Source organism: Viridibacillus sp. FSL R5-0888, assembly GCF_038009105.1.
In the GTDB taxonomy this organism is placed as follows: domain Bacteria; phylum Bacillota; class Bacilli; order Bacillales_A; family Planococcaceae; genus Viridibacillus; species Viridibacillus arenosi.
On the sequence record NZ_JBBPAU010000001.1, the window covers coordinates 2,232,326 to 2,249,763 of the forward strand.

At 34.2% G+C, this 17,438-nt stretch carries 18 protein-coding genes; 10 read left to right on the forward strand and 8 right to left on the reverse strand.

The window, feature by feature from the left end; all coding sequences use genetic code 11:
- Positions 1 to 780 precede the first annotated feature (780 nt).
- The 3 genes from MKY02_RS11100 to MKY02_RS11110 all read left to right on the forward strand — a co-directional run bounded on the left by MKY02_RS11100 (position 781) and on the right by MKY02_RS11110 (position 3,209).
- Positions 781 to 1,113: a PadR family transcriptional regulator gene (locus MKY02_RS11100; protein WP_076065037.1), complete on the forward strand. Its 333-nt coding sequence runs from the start codon at positions 781 to 783 to the stop codon at positions 1,111 to 1,113.
- Between the two features lies 1 nt (position 1,114).
- Complete coding sequence (locus tag MKY02_RS11105) at positions 1,115 to 1,681, forward strand: hypothetical protein (RefSeq protein ID WP_076065038.1); 567 nt, start codon at positions 1,115 to 1,117, stop codon at positions 1,679 to 1,681.
- A gap of 235 nt (positions 1,682 to 1,916) precedes the next feature.
- Positions 1,917 to 3,209, forward strand: a complete 1,293-nt coding sequence (locus MKY02_RS11110; protein ID WP_038181695.1) for an arsenic transporter — start codon at positions 1,917 to 1,919, stop codon at positions 3,207 to 3,209.
- 134 nt (positions 3,210 to 3,343) lie between these two features.
- Here the strand turns inward: MKY02_RS11110 and MKY02_RS11115 are convergent, their stop codons facing one another.
- Both MKY02_RS11115 and MKY02_RS11120 read right to left on the reverse strand, forming a co-directional pair.
- Entirely contained in the window at positions 3,344 to 3,829 is a 486-nt protein-coding gene (locus MKY02_RS11115) for a general stress protein (protein ID WP_076035319.1), read from the reverse strand.
- A 234-nt stretch (positions 3,830 to 4,063) separates the two neighbouring features.
- Complete coding sequence (locus MKY02_RS11120) at positions 4,064 to 4,213, reverse strand: YjcZ family sporulation protein (protein ID WP_076035318.1); 150 nt, start codon at positions 4,211 to 4,213, stop codon at positions 4,064 to 4,066.
- 380 nt (positions 4,214 to 4,593) lie between these two features.
- On the opposite strand from MKY02_RS11120, the gene MKY02_RS11125 reads away from it, so the two are divergent.
- The 4 genes from MKY02_RS11125 to MKY02_RS11140 all read left to right on the forward strand — a co-directional run bounded on the left by MKY02_RS11125 (position 4,594) and on the right by MKY02_RS11140 (position 8,706).
- The gene (locus MKY02_RS11125) at positions 4,594 to 5,997 is read left to right on the forward strand and encodes an HD domain-containing protein (RefSeq protein ID WP_038181691.1); all 1,404 of its coding nucleotides are present in this window, start codon (positions 4,594 to 4,596) and stop codon (positions 5,995 to 5,997) included.
- 209 nt (positions 5,998 to 6,206) lie between these two features.
- Positions 6,207 to 7,130 carry an LCP family glycopolymer transferase gene (locus MKY02_RS11130; protein WP_143691024.1) on the forward strand — a complete coding sequence of 308 codons (924 nt, stop codon included), beginning with the start codon at positions 6,207 to 6,209 and terminating at the stop codon, positions 7,128 to 7,130.
- A 224-nt stretch (positions 7,131 to 7,354) separates the two neighbouring features.
- On the forward strand, positions 7,355 to 7,864 hold the full coding sequence (locus MKY02_RS11135) for a hypothetical protein (RefSeq protein WP_235175692.1): 510 nt from the start codon (positions 7,355 to 7,357) through the stop codon (positions 7,862 to 7,864).
- 152 nt (positions 7,865 to 8,016) lie between these two features.
- Positions 8,017 to 8,706, forward strand: a complete 690-nt coding sequence (locus tag MKY02_RS11140) for an alpha/beta fold hydrolase (RefSeq protein ID WP_083669551.1) — start codon at positions 8,017 to 8,019, stop codon at positions 8,704 to 8,706.
- 944 nt (positions 8,707 to 9,650) lie between these two features.
- On the opposite strand, the gene MKY02_RS11145 is transcribed toward MKY02_RS11140, so the two are convergent.
- Positions 9,651 to 10,022, reverse strand: a complete 372-nt coding sequence (locus MKY02_RS11145) for a hypothetical protein (protein WP_038181682.1) — start codon at positions 10,020 to 10,022, stop codon at positions 9,651 to 9,653.
- A gap of 576 nt (positions 10,023 to 10,598) precedes the next feature.
- Between MKY02_RS11145 and MKY02_RS11150 the strand changes: the two genes are divergently transcribed.
- Entirely contained in the window at positions 10,599 to 11,021 is a 423-nt protein-coding gene (locus tag MKY02_RS11150; RefSeq protein WP_340711177.1) for an NUDIX hydrolase, read from the forward strand.
- A gap of 176 nt (positions 11,022 to 11,197) precedes the next feature.
- On the opposite strand, the gene MKY02_RS11155 is transcribed toward MKY02_RS11150, so the two are convergent.
- The 4 genes from MKY02_RS11155 to MKY02_RS11170 form a co-directional block, all read right to left on the reverse strand.
- The gene (locus MKY02_RS11155) at positions 11,198 to 12,301 is read right to left on the reverse strand and encodes an ABC transporter substrate-binding protein (protein WP_340711178.1); all 1,104 of its coding nucleotides are present in this window, start codon (positions 12,299 to 12,301) and stop codon (positions 11,198 to 11,200) included.
- Positions 12,302 to 12,321: 20 nt separating this feature from the next.
- Positions 12,322 to 13,101 (reverse strand): ABC transporter ATP-binding protein, encoded by a 780-nt coding sequence (locus tag MKY02_RS11160; protein ID WP_143691025.1) that lies wholly within the window; start codon positions 13,099 to 13,101, stop codon positions 12,322 to 12,324.
- Between the two features lie 4 nt (positions 13,102 to 13,105).
- On the reverse strand, positions 13,106 to 13,927 hold the full coding sequence (locus MKY02_RS11165) for an ABC transporter permease (protein WP_235175691.1): 822 nt from the start codon (positions 13,925 to 13,927) through the stop codon (positions 13,106 to 13,108).
- Positions 13,928 to 14,116: 189 nt separating this feature from the next.
- On the reverse strand, positions 14,117 to 14,275 hold the full coding sequence (locus tag MKY02_RS11170; RefSeq protein ID WP_076035312.1) for a YpzG family protein: 159 nt from the start codon (positions 14,273 to 14,275) through the stop codon (positions 14,117 to 14,119).
- A 386-nt stretch (positions 14,276 to 14,661) separates the two neighbouring features.
- Here MKY02_RS11170 and MKY02_RS11175 point away from each other — a divergent pair, with 386 nt between their 5' ends.
- Entirely contained in the window at positions 14,662 to 15,924 is a 1,263-nt protein-coding gene (locus MKY02_RS11175; protein WP_340711181.1) for a glycosyl hydrolase family 18 protein, read from the forward strand.
- A 179-nt stretch (positions 15,925 to 16,103) separates the two neighbouring features.
- Positions 16,104 to 16,535, forward strand: coding sequence for a hypothetical protein (locus tag MKY02_RS11180; RefSeq protein ID WP_340711182.1), 432 nt, complete (start codon positions 16,104 to 16,106; stop codon positions 16,533 to 16,535).
- 51 nt (positions 16,536 to 16,586) lie between these two features.
- Here the strand turns inward: MKY02_RS11180 and MKY02_RS11185 are convergent, their stop codons facing one another.
- A complete protein-coding gene (locus MKY02_RS11185; RefSeq protein WP_038181664.1) occupies positions 16,587 to 17,402 on the reverse strand; it encodes an MBL fold metallo-hydrolase in 816 nt (271 codons plus the stop codon).
- Positions 17,403 to 17,438 lie beyond the last annotated feature (36 nt).

Genomic DNA, 17,438 nt, shown 5'->3' on the forward strand with positions numbered 1-17,438 from the left:
CTTCAATAATTGTCGGTTCTTACTTCCGTACCTGTCCGAATTGGTGATTTTAGTAATATCCAGATAGTCTATTTGTTGTTCTTTTAAAAAGTCTATAACAGCGTTTTTGTTTTCAGTAAATTGGAAATCAACTCGATTTACCCCTATTAAATAGATTCCTGAACCTTTGTATCCTTCTAAAGGATCTGTATACTGTATGCAGCGTGTGTGTAGACATCATAAAATATCAGATGTATTTCGTAACAAAATAGTAGGGCCATCAACAATGTAATTAACACGACTTTTCGTTTGATAGCACGTTTTTTCCGATACACAATAAGCGCAATCGATAAAATGATTAAGCTAAGCAATAAAATAACGACAAAAGAAACTCCACTGATCACATCTTGAAGATACAATAACAGTAATAAGAAATAATAGATCATCGTAAAAATACATTCACTATAAAAGGTAAACTTCTTTTGAGTTTAATGATAATACCTTCACTCCTCACTTTAGTGCAAGTATATTTTTAATTTCTAGAAAAATGCAGATAATCCCTTTGTTTTGGAAATTACCATTTTTTTCAATTTCACATAAAAAAACCGTTTGTACAGCGTAGATTAACGCTTTATAAACGTTTTTTTTTTGCCTATTGAACCATTATGGAGCATTGTTTCAATCTTAAAAGAAGGAACTTTTTATACCTTACTTTAATTTATACATTGCTTTATAAGGTATGAATGTTTTATAATCTGTTTGTACCTAACAAAGCAAGGTATTGTTGAAGGAGAGAATTACGTGGAAATTGATAAGGAGATATTACGAGGTTATATAGACACAATCATTTTAAGCTTGCTTTACCATGACGATATGTATGGTTATGATCTGAGTAAAGAAGTTAAAAAACAAAGCAAGAATTCATTCGAAATAAAAGAAGGAACTTTGTATTTATCTTTTAAACGTCTAGAGAAAAATGGCTATGTAACGAGTTATTGGCAAGAAGGAAGTGCAGCGGCTAGAAGAAAGTACTATCATCTCTCGAATACAGGAAAAGAGTATTTAAGCCATAAAAAAGCGGAATGGCTTTTCATGAAACAATTAATGGATCAATTTTTGGAAGGAGTCGAGTAACATGACACTAAGTAAAGAAACGAAAAACAAAATCAATCAATTCGTGAAGCAGAATACCAAGCTAAGTGTAAGTGATAGTAAAGAGCTTACATACTTTGAAGAACTTGCGATTCAAGCGAATCAAACATTAGGGGAGGCGAAGAAGTCTGCTGCTAAATTTAAATGGTCTTCACAAAAGAATAATGAAGCACAAGAAGAGTTAATGAGTTATATGGACGATTATATTCAAGATTTAATGATAGAAGAAGGCATTTCTGAAGCAGATGCATTTGAAAAAGCTAAGGCATCGTTTGCAGTTGAAAATCCAGACAATCCTATGCTAGATAGAAATGCTAAATGGATGCAATATCTCGAACCAAATATTGAGGAAGCAATAGGGCTATATTACGCAGCATTTATGTTCATCGGTTTAACATTAGGTGCGTTAGTAGGGGTTATTTTACAAATGGTCGTTCTAAAAGAGAGTATTGGATTATTATTCTTTATTATCACGGGTATTGGTTTAATGATGGGGCTAGCTTTCGGGATGCTAAAAAATGCGAAAATCCGATTAAATAGCACAAATTAAAATAAAAATAAGAAAGAGCCTGTTTTGTTAGTCTTATCAAAACGAGGCTCTTTCACTTATTAATATATGTTGATATAGTTATAGAAGTAAGAAGAGGATTACGAAGCATAAACTTGTGTAATCCATTCGAGTAGAGCTTGATAGACAACATTTATAGTCAGGACAATAAATTATTACAATTAGAAATACAGTTCTTATGAATTTCTTGTTGAAAATGGAAGGTTGGACATAGAAATTGGCAATATTAGCGTCATTGATTTTTTTAGTAACACTTGTACTAGTCATTTGGCAGCCAAAAGGATTGTCTATAGGGTGGTCTGCATGTGGTGGAGCCATCATTGCATTAATTTTAGGAGTAGTGGATTTTACTGATGTATTAGATGTTACATCGATCGTTTGGAATGCGACGTTAACTTTTATAGCAATTATCATTATTTCACTCATATTAGATGAAATAGGTTTCTTTGAATGGTCTGCACTTCATATGGCTAGGGCAGCAAAAGGAAATGGTCTTAGAATGTTTATCTATGTCACTGTTCTAGGAGCATTAGTAGCAGCATTTTTTGCAAATGATGGTGCAGCCCTTATTCTAACTCCCATTGTATTGGCTATGGTTCGAAACCTACAGTTTGACGGTAAAAAAGTATTTCCATTTATAATAGCAAGTGGATTTATTGCTGATACAACCTCTTTGCCCTTAGTCGTAAGTAATTTGGTAAATATAGTATCGGCGGACTTTTTCAATATTAGTTTCTCTGAGTATGCATCACGAATGATTATCCCCAATTTCTTTGCACTTATTGCAAGTGTTATAGTATTGATTTTATTATTCCGTAAAGTTATTCCGAAGAATTATAACCCAACAGTATTAAAGAAACCTGTTGATGCAATTCGTGATGTCACAATGTTTCGTTTATCGTGGTACGTATTAGGAATACTGCTAATTGGTTACTTTTCAAGTGAAGCTATTGGTATTCCTGTATCATTTATTGCAATCCTTGTTGCATTGTTCTTTCTAATAATGGCTAGAAGAAGTAAAGCCGTTAATACCGGAACAGTTATTAAAGGGGCACCATGGAACATCGTTTTCTTCTCAATTGGTATGTACGTAGTTGTTTACGGTTTAAAAAATGTTGGTTTAACAAATGTTGTGTCTGATGTTATTCAATGGACAGCAAACCAAGGATTATTTGCTGCGACAATGGGTATGGGTTTCTTAGCTGCTATTCTGTCATCGGTAATGAATAATTTACCTACAGTTATGATTGACGCACTAGCTATTTCAGAGACTACTACAGACGGAGTTATACGTGAAGCATTGATTTATGCCAATGTTATTGGTTCTGATTTAGGACCAAAAATTACACCAATTGGCTCTTTAGCCACGTTACTTTGGTTACATGTTTTATCCTTAAATGAAGTCAGAATTTCATGGGGTACATATTTTAAGACAGGTATAATATTAACGATTCCCACGTTATTTCTTACATTGCTTGGTCTTTATTTATGGTTAGTAATTATTCATTAAAATGAAATTTTCAAATTAAAATACCTTCTTGCACAGTATAAACATCAAATTTACTGAGCTTGAAGGTATTTTAATTATTACGTAGTAATTAAAAGATTGACTAATCTATTTCAGTACTTTTTACTAAACTAATGTTAATACAATCGACGCATTGATTCAATCTCCACAATTCGCTCACGTCTGTCTAAAGAGTCCTCTCGGTCAATCATTTGTTCATCATGGTGAATGGGCTCGTCTATCATTGCACCTTTCTCATCAATTATTTTATCTGATTGCCCTAAATCATTAAATGGATCTTGACCAGTGACTAATATGGTTCCGCCAGCTTCTAAAATTCGTGTGTAATGTGCATTTTCTTCATCCGTTAATTTCAATTTCTTTAAACCTTCTTCAATAGCGGAGTCATCAGAAAACCATGACTTAAACTGGTCAACCCAATTGCCTGTAGGATGTCTTTTAATGTCCGAATCCCATTTTAAATTCGCAAATTTACTACTATCCTTAGTGAAAATGTGAATATTGTTACTTATAATACCTCCTGAGCGTAATTCTTCAATTTTAGTTAATACCGCCTGAGTACCATAGACAACTACAATCTTTTGACTTAAGTTGTTTTGCATGTCAATTCCTCCTTAAATAATTATGCTCCTTAGTTCTTTACCCTTAATGGAAAAAGTATAAACGCAACCCAACTACTGTCATTTATGTACATTCTTTGTTTGAATTCTAGGTGTGCAGCCTTCAGTTAAGTACCTACTTCCTTCATTTTGTAAACATTAGAAAAGACAGGTTAAAAAAACCTGTCTTTTCTGGTGGATTATGATTTTTATCCAACAGTGTCAATAATAGCTACCTTAACAGTAGCCACCGCCACCGCCACCGTAACCACCGCAGTTCATGAAACTTGCGCCAATGATAATTAAAAGAATAAATAGAACGATAAGTAACGCGAAGCCTGATCCATTATTACGACCACCTTCGTACCCGCCATTGTCATTTCCCATATTGTACACCTCCTATACATCTGATAGTTCATTCTATGTCAAGATTGAAAGAGTGTTTGGGTTCATTGATTTAGTTTTATGAAATTATTTTAAAATTACCGAAAATAAAACCCGCAAGGTATTACACGTCTCTTTAATTATTAACTTCTTTCAGGTTGTTTCAGGCTGCTTACAGTAAATAGAAACGTTTATGCTATTGAATGTTTTATAGAAGGTGGACGACTAGTGGGCTTGTATCTTTTGAAATAGAGCATGTATTGACATAGAAATTAATAAGAAATTGCTTCATCAATAGTTGTCTATATAAAACTAATTACCAATACTTTTATTGGAAAATCAGCCCTAAATGTTATAATTATCTAAAAAACGGTGGGGATTTCATGATAAATGCTTTAAAAGCGCGTTTAATTCAAAAGAGCAATTATCTTACACAAAGTGAAATAGAGCTATTAGAAAAAGCTATTATTTTTGCTGAGAAAGCACATCATGGACAAAAGAGGGCTACGGGAGAGCCGTACATCACTCATCCCTTAGCTGTTTGCGAAATACTGTTAGAGTATAAGGCGGATATAACCTCTTTAATTTCAGCATTACTACATGATGTAGTGGAAGATACGGATATTTCTATTCATGAAATTCAACTTAACTTTGGTAAACAAGTTTCTACAATCGTAGAAGGATTGACCAAAGTTGAGAAAGGTCTACTTGAAAAAGAAGAGTACAGTGCAGTCAATACAGAAAAACTGCTAACTGCTTCTATTATTGATATTAGAGTAGCAGTTATTAAAATTGCAGATCGATTGCATAACATGAGGACTCTTTCAATAAAAAAAGTTGAAAAGAAAATCCCTTATGCAAATGAAACAATAATCTTTTTTGCGCCACTTGCTGAGCGACTAGGGTTATACAAAATTCAAGACGAGTTAGAGGCATTATCATTCAGTTATTTGAACCCACCCAAGTCTAATACAGTTCAAAAGTTAATAAACAACTACGCTAAAAAATTTAATGATATTTTTTTAATATGCTCTGATAAATTACAAAAGGAAGGTAATTCTCTAGTTATTGATTTGGATTGGGGTAAAGAACCGTTATATAGATCTTATTGTCTTTTACTAGAAGAACATGCCATATCTGATTTATTCTCCATAAAAGTAATTACAAATTTACCGCTGCATTGTTATACTGCACTTGGTATAATACATAATCTATATACACCAATAGAGGATCAATTAATGGATAATATTGCAATAGTGAAAAGTCCATTTTTAAAACATTTAAAGACCAAAGTACTTGTCGACAATATCGAAGTAAACTTCATCATTCAGAGTGAGTATGATAAAAATCTAAATGATACTGGGGTATTTGCCTTATTAAAGAGTGGTTTATCAAGTAGTGAAATAACGAATTTAAGTAGAAATTTGTTAGGGGACTCTATACACACAGTAAAATCTATCTCAAATTCGCCAATCGAATTTTATGATTTAATAGCTTTCGAATTGCTTCAAAGGGTAATTACAGTGTATACACCAAAAATGGATGTGATCTCTTTACCAAAAGGCTCAACTATTATTGATTTCGCTTTTTCATTAAATTCACAATTAGCTAGGTGTATGTCTGCTGCAATAGTAAATGGTAAGCGTCGCCCCGTTTATAAAGTACTAAATGATATGGATATTGTAGAAATAGTTACGACAAACAAAGAGATGGTCAAATCTGATTGGTTAATTCATGCTCAAACTTCGAAAGCTATTAAAGAAATAAATGAATTCCTGAAAATGTAATTATTTAATGATTTTAATATTGAGTTGCTGGAGCAGCTCTTTTTTATTGACGTTTCAAGAAAAATTTTTATAATATTCCTTGGCAACCATTTAAACAATTCTTTCGTTATAAGTATTAGATTTTACGCTTTTTATAAAAATTATGAAATCTAACGGTGATTCCAACAATAAAGTAGTTACTATATATCAGAAAGATTAGGTGAATGATTATGGAAGAGAAAAAGTGGTATAAACAGAAGAAATATCAAATTATACTTGGTATTGTACTGTTATTAGTATTAGGGGTAGGTGGCTACGCATTTAGCTTATATAATTCTTTCAATTCCGCTCTTGATAATATGCATCATCCTGTAGATAAAACAGATAAGAGAGAAAATGATATATCTATAAAAAAACAAGATCCTTTCTCTGTATTATTGTTAGGTGTAGATGAGAGAGCTAACGATTCAGGTAGATCAGATACAATGATCGTATTATCAGTCAATCCAAAAGAAGAATCTGTGAAAATGTTAAGTATTCCTCGAGATACAAAGACTGAAATTGTAGGGAACGGAACAGTAGAAAAAATTAATCATGCTTATGCTCGTGGCGGAGCAGAAATGGCCATTGCAACAGTCGAAAACTTCTTAGATATACCAATTGATTATTATGTGAAAGTAAACATGGAAGGCTTTAAAGATATAATTGATACGCTGAATGGTGTCACAGTTGTAAATGATATGGATTTGACCTACAAAAACTATCACTTCCCAAAAGGCGAGATAGAGCTGAATGGTAAAGAAGCGCTAATATTCTCTCGTATCCGATATGAAGATCCTCGTGGAGACTTTGGTCGTCAAATTAGACAAAAACAACTTATTCAAGCAGTTTTAGATAAAGGAACAAATCTATCATCGCTATTAAAAATAGATGATATTCTTGGTAATTTAGGAGATAATATTAAAACGAATTTCACATTGAAAGAAATGTTAAATATTCAGAAACAATATAAATCATTGAATAAAAATATAGAGCAAATTCAATTTGAAAAAGGTAGTGGAGGAAAAGAAGCAGGGGTATGGTACTATTACCCTGATGCAAATGAGCTAAGCGAAATTAAACAAACGTTTAAAGGTCATCTTTTATTAAAATAGAACCTATGTATTAAAATCCCGTATCCTTTGTGGAATACGGGATTTTTATATTTTATTCCATAACGAATAAATTCTAAAGATACATAAGTACTTGTAGAAAAAGGTCATATCGCCATTAAAAAAACTGTATAAATTAACAAGCACATTTTTCTTTAAGACGTTGAAGATTCTCAAATTGTAAAAAAAGAGGGGGAAATCACATAGATTTTGTTAGAGACTACGCAATGTACATGGCGATTTTCGGTGTGTTTGGATCAAGCTGGTTTGGCTGGGCACAGGAAAAACCGAGAGAAAGCTGGAGAAAGTTTTTAGGAATTGCTTCTGTATTCTCGCTTTTAGTTGGATTAGGAGGCATATTTTTAAGCGTGACAAATTGGCATCAACCAAGCGCATTGTCGGAAGCGGGAGCATACAAGAGTTACTTAATCTTCTTGTATGCCGAATTCTTCGTAGCAGGGTTCGGCGCTTTCTTATTGATTAAAAATAAAAGAAAAGACTACGTGGCTCCTTGGGTTGCCTTTATCGTCGGCATACATTTTATCGGGTTAAAAAGTATCTTCGAAGACGCCAGTTTATATCTCTTAGCAACTTTACTCATAGCAATCTCAATCATCTCAATATTTCTCTCTAAAAAGCTTAAAGTAGCCAATAGCGCTATAACCGGCATCGGAGCGGGTATAGTACTGTTTTGCTATGCAATATTAGGATTAATCCGTTTTATACTTGCTAACTAAATAGAAAACCTATCAGTTTCGGCTGGACGACATTTTTTTGGAAATACAAAACCAAAAGGAAATATTCAAACAACCTCTGAAATATAGATGTATAGATAATAAAAAATATATCTGTTTTCAACAGACGAAAAACACCCTAGGAGATGATGAAATTGGAAATACAGGTGAATCAAATTGAATTAAATGGACTTACTTTTCAATATCGTGAGAGTGGGGAACCTTCTGCACCACCGCTTGTAGCACTTCATGCGCTGGGAAAAAGTTCAGAATCTTGGGATCAAGTTGCTGCAGTATTAGGAGAGAATTACCGCATTTTAGCTTTAGATCAACGTGGGCACGGTGGGAGTGCGAGAACGAGTACATACACTTTTGAACTGATGTGCGAGGACTTGCTTCATTTTGCGAATGCTTTGAATTTAGAACGTTTTACGCTACTAGGTCATTCCATGGGGGGAACAGTATCCTATCTTTTCTCAGAGAATTTCCCAACAAGAATAGAAAAGTTGATTGTTGAAGATACTCCTCCTCCTTTTCCGGATAAGCAGATCGAGATTCCCTCTAACCCAACTAAGCACCTACCGTTTGATTGGCTAGTTGTGCCTTCTATTCTAAAACAACTTAATGAACCAAACCCCGAATGGTGGGCGCGCCTTGCGGATATTAACCAACCTACTCTTATAATAGGCGGTGGATCCAGCCATATTCCTCAAAACAAATTACTCGAAGTTTCTAAATTAATCCCGAATTGCGAATTGGTCACGATAGAAGATGCCGGTCACTTTGTCCATGATGATAATTTACCAGTCTACTTAGCTAAGGTAAAAACTTTTCTTAATGCATGATTTTCTGATTGCTTTCACTGTTACCCCTGACTCTTTTTTAACAAATGGGCATGAAATTTTAACGAAATTATTATTATATTTAAGTGCAGTGAAGTAATTACCTCAAAAATTAAATAGTTTAAAATAACCCCGTCTTTAATTAGGACGGGGGTTATTTGTGTTTGAGTTTATATTAGTACTAACACTTTGCATTTGAAGGTCCAAAAAGGTTAATTATCCAACGCCTTATATTGTCAAAAGGTTCTGATTCACAGCCTTTTTAGAAAGACCACAACAATGACAAAAAAACATTGTAATTTAGAAAAGTTAGTGACTTTACTATCCATTGAGTCGCAAAAAGACCAGATTAATTTATCAAATGCCAAAAAAGGCTTTATGAGCGTTTTTAAAGGGGTTTAATTAAAAGGGTAGGGAAGTGCTGTGTTTTAAAATTTAACATGGTTATGAATGTCCTAGCGGGCCTTAAAAGTACAGAGATATGGATAATGAGATGTTTTATCCTATTTAAAATAAATAATATTATTGTTAGGTGTTGTTAATCTTTATTAGAAATAACTTTACCTTGTGGTGTACTTATAGAATATTTTAAAAGTATTAGTTGGATAAAACTTTCTGAAAAATCTTAAGTAGATTAGAAAGGAGCATATTGGAAATCTAATGATGTTCTGGATATTCTTGCTGATAGAACTAAAGTGATCCAGAATGCCTCAGTATGTTAAATGCTTGTGAATGAGTTACTTGATCAACCGAATGCGTAAAATGTATAACTGGATAGTTTAAATGGATCTATGTATGAATTTAATGAACATCAACAAAACGCCATTTCACCATAAATTTCAAAAATATCTCACTGTTTCAAGTATACTTATGAACTGAAACGCAACTTCCTATAATGTATATTATGTTCGGGGCGTTCTGTGATTAAGAGTAAAAGTGGATTTTCATCACTCTACTCTATGTTTGTAACTCGTGTTTTTCACATCTTTTAGATCTATGTATTGTACGCTATATTCAATGACATCGTTTATATATACTTGATGTTGTTTCGCAAAAACCTTCAAAGCTTCTAAAAGATCAGCATCGTATGTTGTCTTATACTGTACTCGATCTGTCGGACGGGTTGCTTTATCATAGACGATTGTATTTTGATTTAATACTGCTTGTACACCTGATTCCAACAAGTAATTGATATGAGTATCATAATCATCAGCCATTACTTTTAGTTTTTCCAAAACCGCAGCACTTATATTCGTGCGAAATTTAACTCGGGCTATATCTGTTGCTTGAATCAATTTCCCATTTGATATTTTCCACATAAAAAACACCAACTCCTAGCTTATTTTTAATAAAAAGTGCCCTTTCCCCTAGTATACAAACGAGTGTTCTTATATGCAATAGTCAGGTTCTTATTACTACACGGAGATTTATTCAAAAAAATGGATGATACTCTGTATAGATAATGTATTTTTACACTATATAAGGTTAAATTACATTGTTTTAATGAGAAAAATGCCCTTTTTACGTGTGTAGAACATTTGTTCTTAGTAGCCAAAAAGGGCATTTTTTCTGAAAGAAATAAATGCTGAAAGATAAATTCATTACAAAAAAGCGTCTAGAAATTATATATTACCAAGTGAGTCCCTGCCCTAAATATACACCAAAGAGATTAGATGGTTTCTTTTTATCTATAAATTATTGGTACTAATTCGTTACCTCTGTTTTCTAACACTTATGACGACGTTACATATGTGCGGAGAGAAAAAGTATTTATTTTGAGTTAACCGCAAGATTCATAGATTAACAAGGGTTTAACTTATGTATTCATAAACTTTAAAGGAAAAGCTTTTAGTGAGAGAGAATATTAAAATAACGCTTAATTTGGAGGGAAGTTAATGTTTATCGTAAATGTTGAAGGTGCAATTTACAAAAATGAAAAATGGCTTTTAATAAGTCGCAGCAAAAAGGAAGAACATGCTGGCGGCTTACTTTCTCTAGTTGGTGGTAAAGTTGAACTAGATAATACATCAACTGATGTATTAGAGAAAACATTAAAAAGAGAAATCTTTGAAGAAGTTGGTATTGAGGTTTCAAATCTTAGATATGTGAATAGTTCTTTTTTTGTTACGGAATCAGGATTAAACGTAATAGACATTGTTTTTCAATGCGATCACGAGTCTGGAGAAGCATATGCTAAGTGTTTAGATGAGGTAGACGATGTTTGTTGGATGTCGACAGAGGAGATTTTACATAACTCAGAAATACCAATTTATCTAAAGGAAAACATAAAGTTAGCTAAAAAGTTAATAGGTGTTTAAGTGACTTTATTGGTGAAAAACAGTTAGACAATGATATAAATGGCCGTCTAAGATAAAAAGTCGCTTTCCCCTTGTTGCGGTGAAAGCGACTTTAATTTATATAGACGCCCATAGAACGTTAAATTCGTATTATAGGCGGGAATCGTTGCAATTAAAACAAATCAGGCACGAGTAAATCAGTATTCGCCAAGGATTTTGACGGCTTTTTCTGTGAGTGAAGTGTCAATTGCTTTGTCGAAGTCGAACTCCCCTTGTGTTGCACCATTTGCTTTATACATATCATATTGCGCATGAATGTCATCAATACGCATTTTACCATCTGGATCAAGGCCAGTTACAAATACTTTTTCCCATAGCTTCGCATCTTTTAATGCTGTATGTTTTGTCATGATGTCGATGATTTGCTCTTTGCCCTCACCTTTGATGAACGCATCATTATAGTCACGTACCCCTTTTAAATAAGCCAACATAAAGCGAAGCGAAACGTCTTGCTCTTCTGTCATAAATTTAGGAGATGCTAATACTAATGCGATTTGAGAATCTGGCGCAAAATCTGTTGTATCTCCAAAACGTGTTAGTATGCCTTTTTCGATGCCTTGAGCGATTAATGGTTCAATACTAAGTGCAGCATCAATTGAGCCGTTGTCGAGGGCACCAAGCATGCTACCGAAGTCATTCATTAGTGTGAATTTAACATCCTTATCAGTCAATCCTGCATGTTCTAGCATTCTTTGATAGATATAGCCATCAATCGCGTTCTTTGCAGAGACGGCAATCTTTTTTCCTTTGAAATCTGAGTAGTCATTAATTTTACCTTTCATATGGTTACCAATTACAAATGAGAAATAGGATTTCCCTTGTACGTTATGCCCTTTATCTGCAATAATTTTAACGTCAATTCCCTGTGCAATTGCATTAAAGAAAGAGGCTGTTGATATTCCTCCTGCAATATCTACTTCACCCGCTGCAAGTGCAGGTAACATGTCATCACTATTTGCAAATTGAGCAAATTCTACCTCAATATTATAATCCTCGAAGTAACCTTTCTCTTTAGCGATATAAAAACCTGCCCCTGATGCCGCTCCGTCCTCGGCAATAACAACTTTCGTTTTTTTACTTAAAGCAGCCAAATCGCCTGACGGATTGTCTTTACTTATTTCGTTATTGTCTTTCGTTCCTGTAGTTCCCTTATTTCCTGTTTCTTTATCCGAACACCCCGCAACGAACATTGCAAGGATTAGGAATGGTATAAATAAACCTAACTTTAACCATTTTCGCATGTCATGCCCCCTTTTACTAACTACTTTCTTGATTTTTGCACTTCATCTTGCAGATGCTTCCAAATGTCTAAAAAATGACCTGCTGTACGTTGGTCCGCTCTTATTTGCTCTATATTTCTAGGCCTTGGTAAATCATTTTTAATCTCTTTCACAATTCTACCAGGTTGCGAACTCATTAAAAGAATTCGATCGCTTAGTAGCAACGCTTCATCAATACTATGCGTTATAAATAGCACTGTTTTCTTTGTTTCTTCCCAAATAGATAAGAGTTCTTCTTGTAATATAAATTTATTTTGCTCATCAAGTGCTGCAAATGGTTCATCCATCAGTAAGATTTCAGGATCATTGGCAAATGCACGTGCAATACTTACACGTTGCTTCATACCTCCAGAAAGTTCCTTTGGATAAAGTGTTGAAAACTTTTCTAGGCCAACTTTTTCTAAATAGTAAGATGTACGCTCTTTGATCAATTCAGCTGGTAGATGTCTCATTTTCAGACCGAATGCAACATTATCTTCCACGGAGAGCCAAGGAATAACGCCTCTTTCTTGGAAAACCATCGATTGCAGAGGTCGATTTTCTTCACTCTCCACAATCTTAAATTCACCAACACTCGTTGTTTCGAGACCAGCTAATATACGTAGCAACGTTGTTTTACCGCAACCACTTGGGCCAACGAGACATACAAATTCACCTTCTGAAATATTGAGAGAAATATGATCCAAAGCAGTGACACTACTATTTTTCTTGTAAAATACTTTCGTCATATCTTGAATTGAAATTTTAGTGTTGTCTTCCACTGCTTCACCTCCAAGATAAAATCTTATTCTGTATCGCCCTTAGCAAAAGTGAAAATAAGTAGCCGAAAAATGAAATGAGTATAAGCCCAACGAACATCTCTTTTAGCATAAAGGCTTTATAAGAGGTCCAAATTAAATAGCCTATACCTGATGTAGCGCCCATCATTTCAGCTGCCACGATCGTTAAGAGAGCAATTGCCTGACCCATTTGAATCCCTTCCATCATGACCGGTAGCGCCCCAGGGAATGCAATTTTCAAGAAAAAGTCCTTAGAGCTAGCTCCGTAATTTTTGGCGACATCTAAATAGATGGAGTCAATATTAATGACTCCTGCCGTTGTATTGATGACAACTGGGAAAAATACACTACCAGCAATCGTTACAACTTTAGAGAAGTCTCCGATTCCAAATAGGATAATGATAATGGGTAACAAGGCGAGAGTAGGAATTGGCATAAGCGCCATTACAATAGGTGAGATGAAGTGCCTAATTGGTGAATACAGACCCATCAATAGACCAATGACAACGCCTGGTATAACCCCAAGTAGGAAACCCACAATAATGCGGTAAAGGGATATGCCAATATGGTTAGCTAGCTCACCACTCATTGCCATGGAATAAAATGTACTTACGATTTCAGATGGCGGTGGAAAGAAACGTGCATCAAGCAAGTTGGTTTGGGAAAGGAACTCCCATAACAGCAAGAGAAAAATAGGTGAAGCGATTGTAAGCATCTGCTTCATACGTTCTTTCAATTGTCTTTTCTTCCATTCCTGTTGTTCGACTTCGACAGGATTGTGATTTTTATTCATTTTATCGTCCCTCATTCTTCACCACCTCTTCATACAAATGATATGTACTTTGCCCTCGAAGTGTGTCACTGGCCTATAAGAAAAGGAATAACGCCTAGTTGCTATTAGCTTGATTAAACCGCTGGAAAAGAATAAATCACATATAAACACAAAAAACCCGGAAATTAAATTCCGGGTTTGATTGCACTTATACCTTCATGATCGTTATAACTGTGACTGTCGTGATTTCGCTGAAGTTCTCAAAAGTTTGTTATGCAGAGTTACCTCTGTTTGTCCATTCACTTGAGATTTTTGACGCTTATCCCTTGCCCAGTTGTGGTGGATTTGTTGAGATTTTGGATCTAAGTGTTCCGGCCTACTCATCGTGTTCCGCCTCCTAGTCATGGTGGATTTATAAGTGAAATCGTAAATAGTATAGCTTACTTACTAATAATAATACGTATCGTTAATTGGTAATTTTTTATTCTATTTTAGTGAATACAAAGGATTATTAAAATGAAATTTGCTCATCCTATAACGTCTGAATCCACCATTTTATACTGTTCTAAAGCAATTGTTATTTGCTGCTGACGCTCATTACCTACAATCAGTAATACCATCACATTCCCCTGTCTTTTAAAGTTCCCCATTAATTTTTATTATTCTACACAATTTATTACCAAAATTAAACAAGCCGATTATTTACATAACACATTATTGAGTACACGCATATTATAAAGGGTTAAATATAGTTAAACAGAGGTGACACATTGTTTATATATGTTGTGAAAGCGGGAGATTCTTTATTTTCCATTGCATCAAAATATCAAGTAAATATGGATAGTATAAGAATTACAAATGGTTTGCAAATACCAAATATAGTCCCGGGGCAAGATTTGCTAATTCCTACAAATATGTATATTGTTCAGCCTGGAGATTCCTTATATAAAATTGGTCAAATGGCTTTAGTGCCAGTTGAAACGATTAAGCTATATAATGGTTTACACACGAATAATTTATCATTGGGAATGCGTTTATATTTGCCACCTAGAACCAAATATAGAGCAGCCAATTTCAGCTATTTAACTCCTACTACACCAGCAAGAGATATAGAGTTGATAAATCAATTTGCAGATAGCAATTCTTATTATGGTGTTTTTGAATATCATATTTCAAATGACGGTACACTAAGTCCATTGTATCTACACAGCATTAATACATTAAGTCGGCAAAAACAAGTAGCGCCAATTGCTGTCATATCAAATTTAACTGAAACAGGTTTTAGTTCAGAAGTAGCAAGAAGTATTATTAGTAATCCGACTATAAGACAGCAAGCAGTAAATAATATTTATAACGTAGTAAAAGACAATAATTTTGCTGGGGTCAATATTGATTTTGAATTGCTTAAAGATTACGATGCAGCTGATTATGTGACTTTTATCCGCATGGTGAGAAATCGTTTAAGTCCAGAAGGTTATACTACGTCTGTTGCATTACCTGCTAAGACAGATGATACTACGCCATGGACAAAAGGTTATGATTATAAAGGGATTGGTGCTGCAGCTGATTTCGTCTTTCTGATGGCCTATGATTTTCATCATGGAGGTGGTGAACCAGGACCGGTGGCACCAGTAAATGAGGTACGACAAACAATTCAATATGCTAAAAATCATATGAATGCCAATAGAATCATTTTAGGTGTTCCAAATTACGGATATGATTGGACAATGGCTGAAGATGGTTCTGTCATAAGTGCTCGAGCCATTGCAGTAGGTGATGCTGTAAATACCGCAATGTCTTATCAAGTACCTATTCAATACTCCACTCAATATCAGCAAGCTCACTTTGAGTATTGGGACGCATTAGGTAATCGACATATTGTTTGGTTTGAGGATTCAAGATCTCGTGCACGTAAACTTCAAATGGTTGTAGATTACAAAATTAAAGGTATAGGCATCTGGCAACTAGGATTATCATTCCCTCAATCAGTTCATTTAGTGAGGCATTTTTTGAGTAAAAGAATTGTTATATAAGTTGACTAGAAAAAAAGTAAAAATAATAGTTCTTAATACATTCCTATGAAAATATAAACCGCAATTTTCTAATGCAAATAGAAAATTGTGGTTTTTTGTATTATAAGCACTTGAAGGGAATATAGCTATATCTATTGAATTATTAAAAAAGTATTAGTCGCTAAAGGTGGTGGATTCATATGATGCCGGTAACAATTATTGAATTGACTTTTATCTTTGTAATTATTTCAGTTATTGGATTATTAGCTCTTTTATTACCTAAGTGGTGGAGGAGATTTACTTGGGGTTTAGCTTGTTTGATTCTTATAATTACAATTGGTTTTTATGTATCGCGACCTTTTATTGTTCAACATCAAACAGAAAAAGCTATTGAGAATTTAAACATATATTTAAAAGTAAAATATGTAGGAGAGTCTTGGGAAATTACTGATACAGATGAGTACCGCATAAAACCAGATGCGTATCTACATGTTAGATTTGATAATGAGCGCTTCGTAACTTATAAATATCAAATTACTAAAAATCAAATAAAACAAACTGGATCCTGGATCTCTACTTCTGGTTTAACACCAGAAGAAGAAGGAGTATCTCCTATTCATGCTGAAAAATAGTATAATTAAAAATAAGAAGCACATTAATCTGTGCTTCTTATTTTCTTAACTTTACCTACTTCCTTCCACAAAACCCTTAACAATATGAATGGCAGACCATTCACCTTCAGATGTTTCAACTATTGGATAAACTCTTGGGAATAGTTGAGCAGTTATTTCCTCTACAGACATACCTTTCTTATGCAAATTAATAATTTGCGACTGTAACACTTCTAAATGGTCAATCTTGTTTTTTATTTCCTTATGGCCATCTTCTATATATCCTGCGTGGCAGCAATACATATCTTTAAAATCATAGGTTAATAATTTCCGTAAGGATTGTAGAGTATCGACGATATTTTCTTCTGCTAAAATTACTTTCGTTTTTTCCTGAATAAACAAATCACCAGTAAACAATGCACCAGTTTCCTTGTTTAGGAACGCTAAATGATCTTGAGTATGACCAGGTGTATTAATTACATCCCAAGTCGCATTTTTTGATTGGAACGTCTCTCCGATTGCTTGGGCTTGAAATGGCTCGCTTTGTCCCCAAAAGTACTGACGATACTTTGGATAGATATATTCTTTACTACAGCGCTCGACAGAGTCTTTATGAATATAGAAAGGGATATCTCTCTGTTCTTTTATCCAAGCTGCACAACCAATATGATCCTCATGGAAATGCGTAAGCATCACTTGTTCAAAATCAGCTTGCTCGAAAAAAGAACGAAATGATGGAAGCAAAGATTGTGCTCCTGTATCAATCAATATGCCATCTACTGCAAAACTAAACACATTCATCTTCACCGGTCCAAGTGCAATTGTACTATTCGCTAGTTGTACATCATTATGTTTTGAAACATCTATCGATTGTTCTAGTTTCACCATCATATTCTCTCCTTTATGTACTATCCCTTATACTTT

Bases quoted from the DNA above. Each gene is read 5' to 3' on its own strand.
- MKY02_RS11105 (WP_076065038.1), top strand. From the start codon at position 1,115: ATGACACTAAGTAAAGAAACGAAAAACAAAATCAATCAATTCGTGAAG.
- MKY02_RS11180 (WP_340711182.1), top strand. From the start codon at position 16,104: ATGATGCCGGTAACAATTATTGAATTGACTTTTATCTTTGTAATTATT.
- MKY02_RS11165 (WP_235175691.1), bottom strand. From the start codon at position 13,927: ATGAGGGACGATAAAATGAATAAAAATCACAATCCTGTCGAAGTCGAA.
- MKY02_RS11155 (WP_340711178.1), bottom strand. From the start codon at position 12,301: ATGCGAAAATGGTTAAAGTTAGGTTTATTTATACCATTCCTAATCCTT.
- MKY02_RS11120 (WP_076035318.1), bottom strand. From the start codon at position 4,213: ATGGGAAATGACAATGGCGGGTACGAAGGTGGTCGTAATAATGGATCA.
- MKY02_RS11135 (WP_235175692.1), top strand. From the start codon at position 7,355: ATGTACATGGCGATTTTCGGTGTGTTTGGATCAAGCTGGTTTGGCTGG.
- MKY02_RS11145 (WP_038181682.1), bottom strand. From the start codon at position 10,022: ATGTGGAAAATATCAAATGGGAAATTGATTCAAGCAACAGATATAGCC.
- MKY02_RS11125 (WP_038181691.1), top strand. From the start codon at position 4,594: ATGATAAATGCTTTAAAAGCGCGTTTAATTCAAAAGAGCAATTATCTT.
- MKY02_RS11115 (WP_076035319.1), bottom strand. From the start codon at position 3,829: ATGCAAAACAACTTAAGTCAAAAGATTGTAGTTGTCTATGGTACTCAG.
- MKY02_RS11130 (WP_143691024.1), top strand. From the start codon at position 6,207: ATGGAAGAGAAAAAGTGGTATAAACAGAAGAAATATCAAATTATACTT.
- MKY02_RS11170 (WP_076035312.1), bottom strand. From the start codon at position 14,275: ATGAGTAGGCCGGAACACTTAGATCCAAAATCTCAACAAATCCACCAC.
- MKY02_RS11185 (WP_038181664.1), bottom strand. From the start codon at position 17,402: ATGGTGAAACTAGAACAATCGATAGATGTTTCAAAACATAATGATGTA.
- MKY02_RS11150 (WP_340711177.1), top strand. From the start codon at position 10,599: ATGTTTATCGTAAATGTTGAAGGTGCAATTTACAAAAATGAAAAATGG.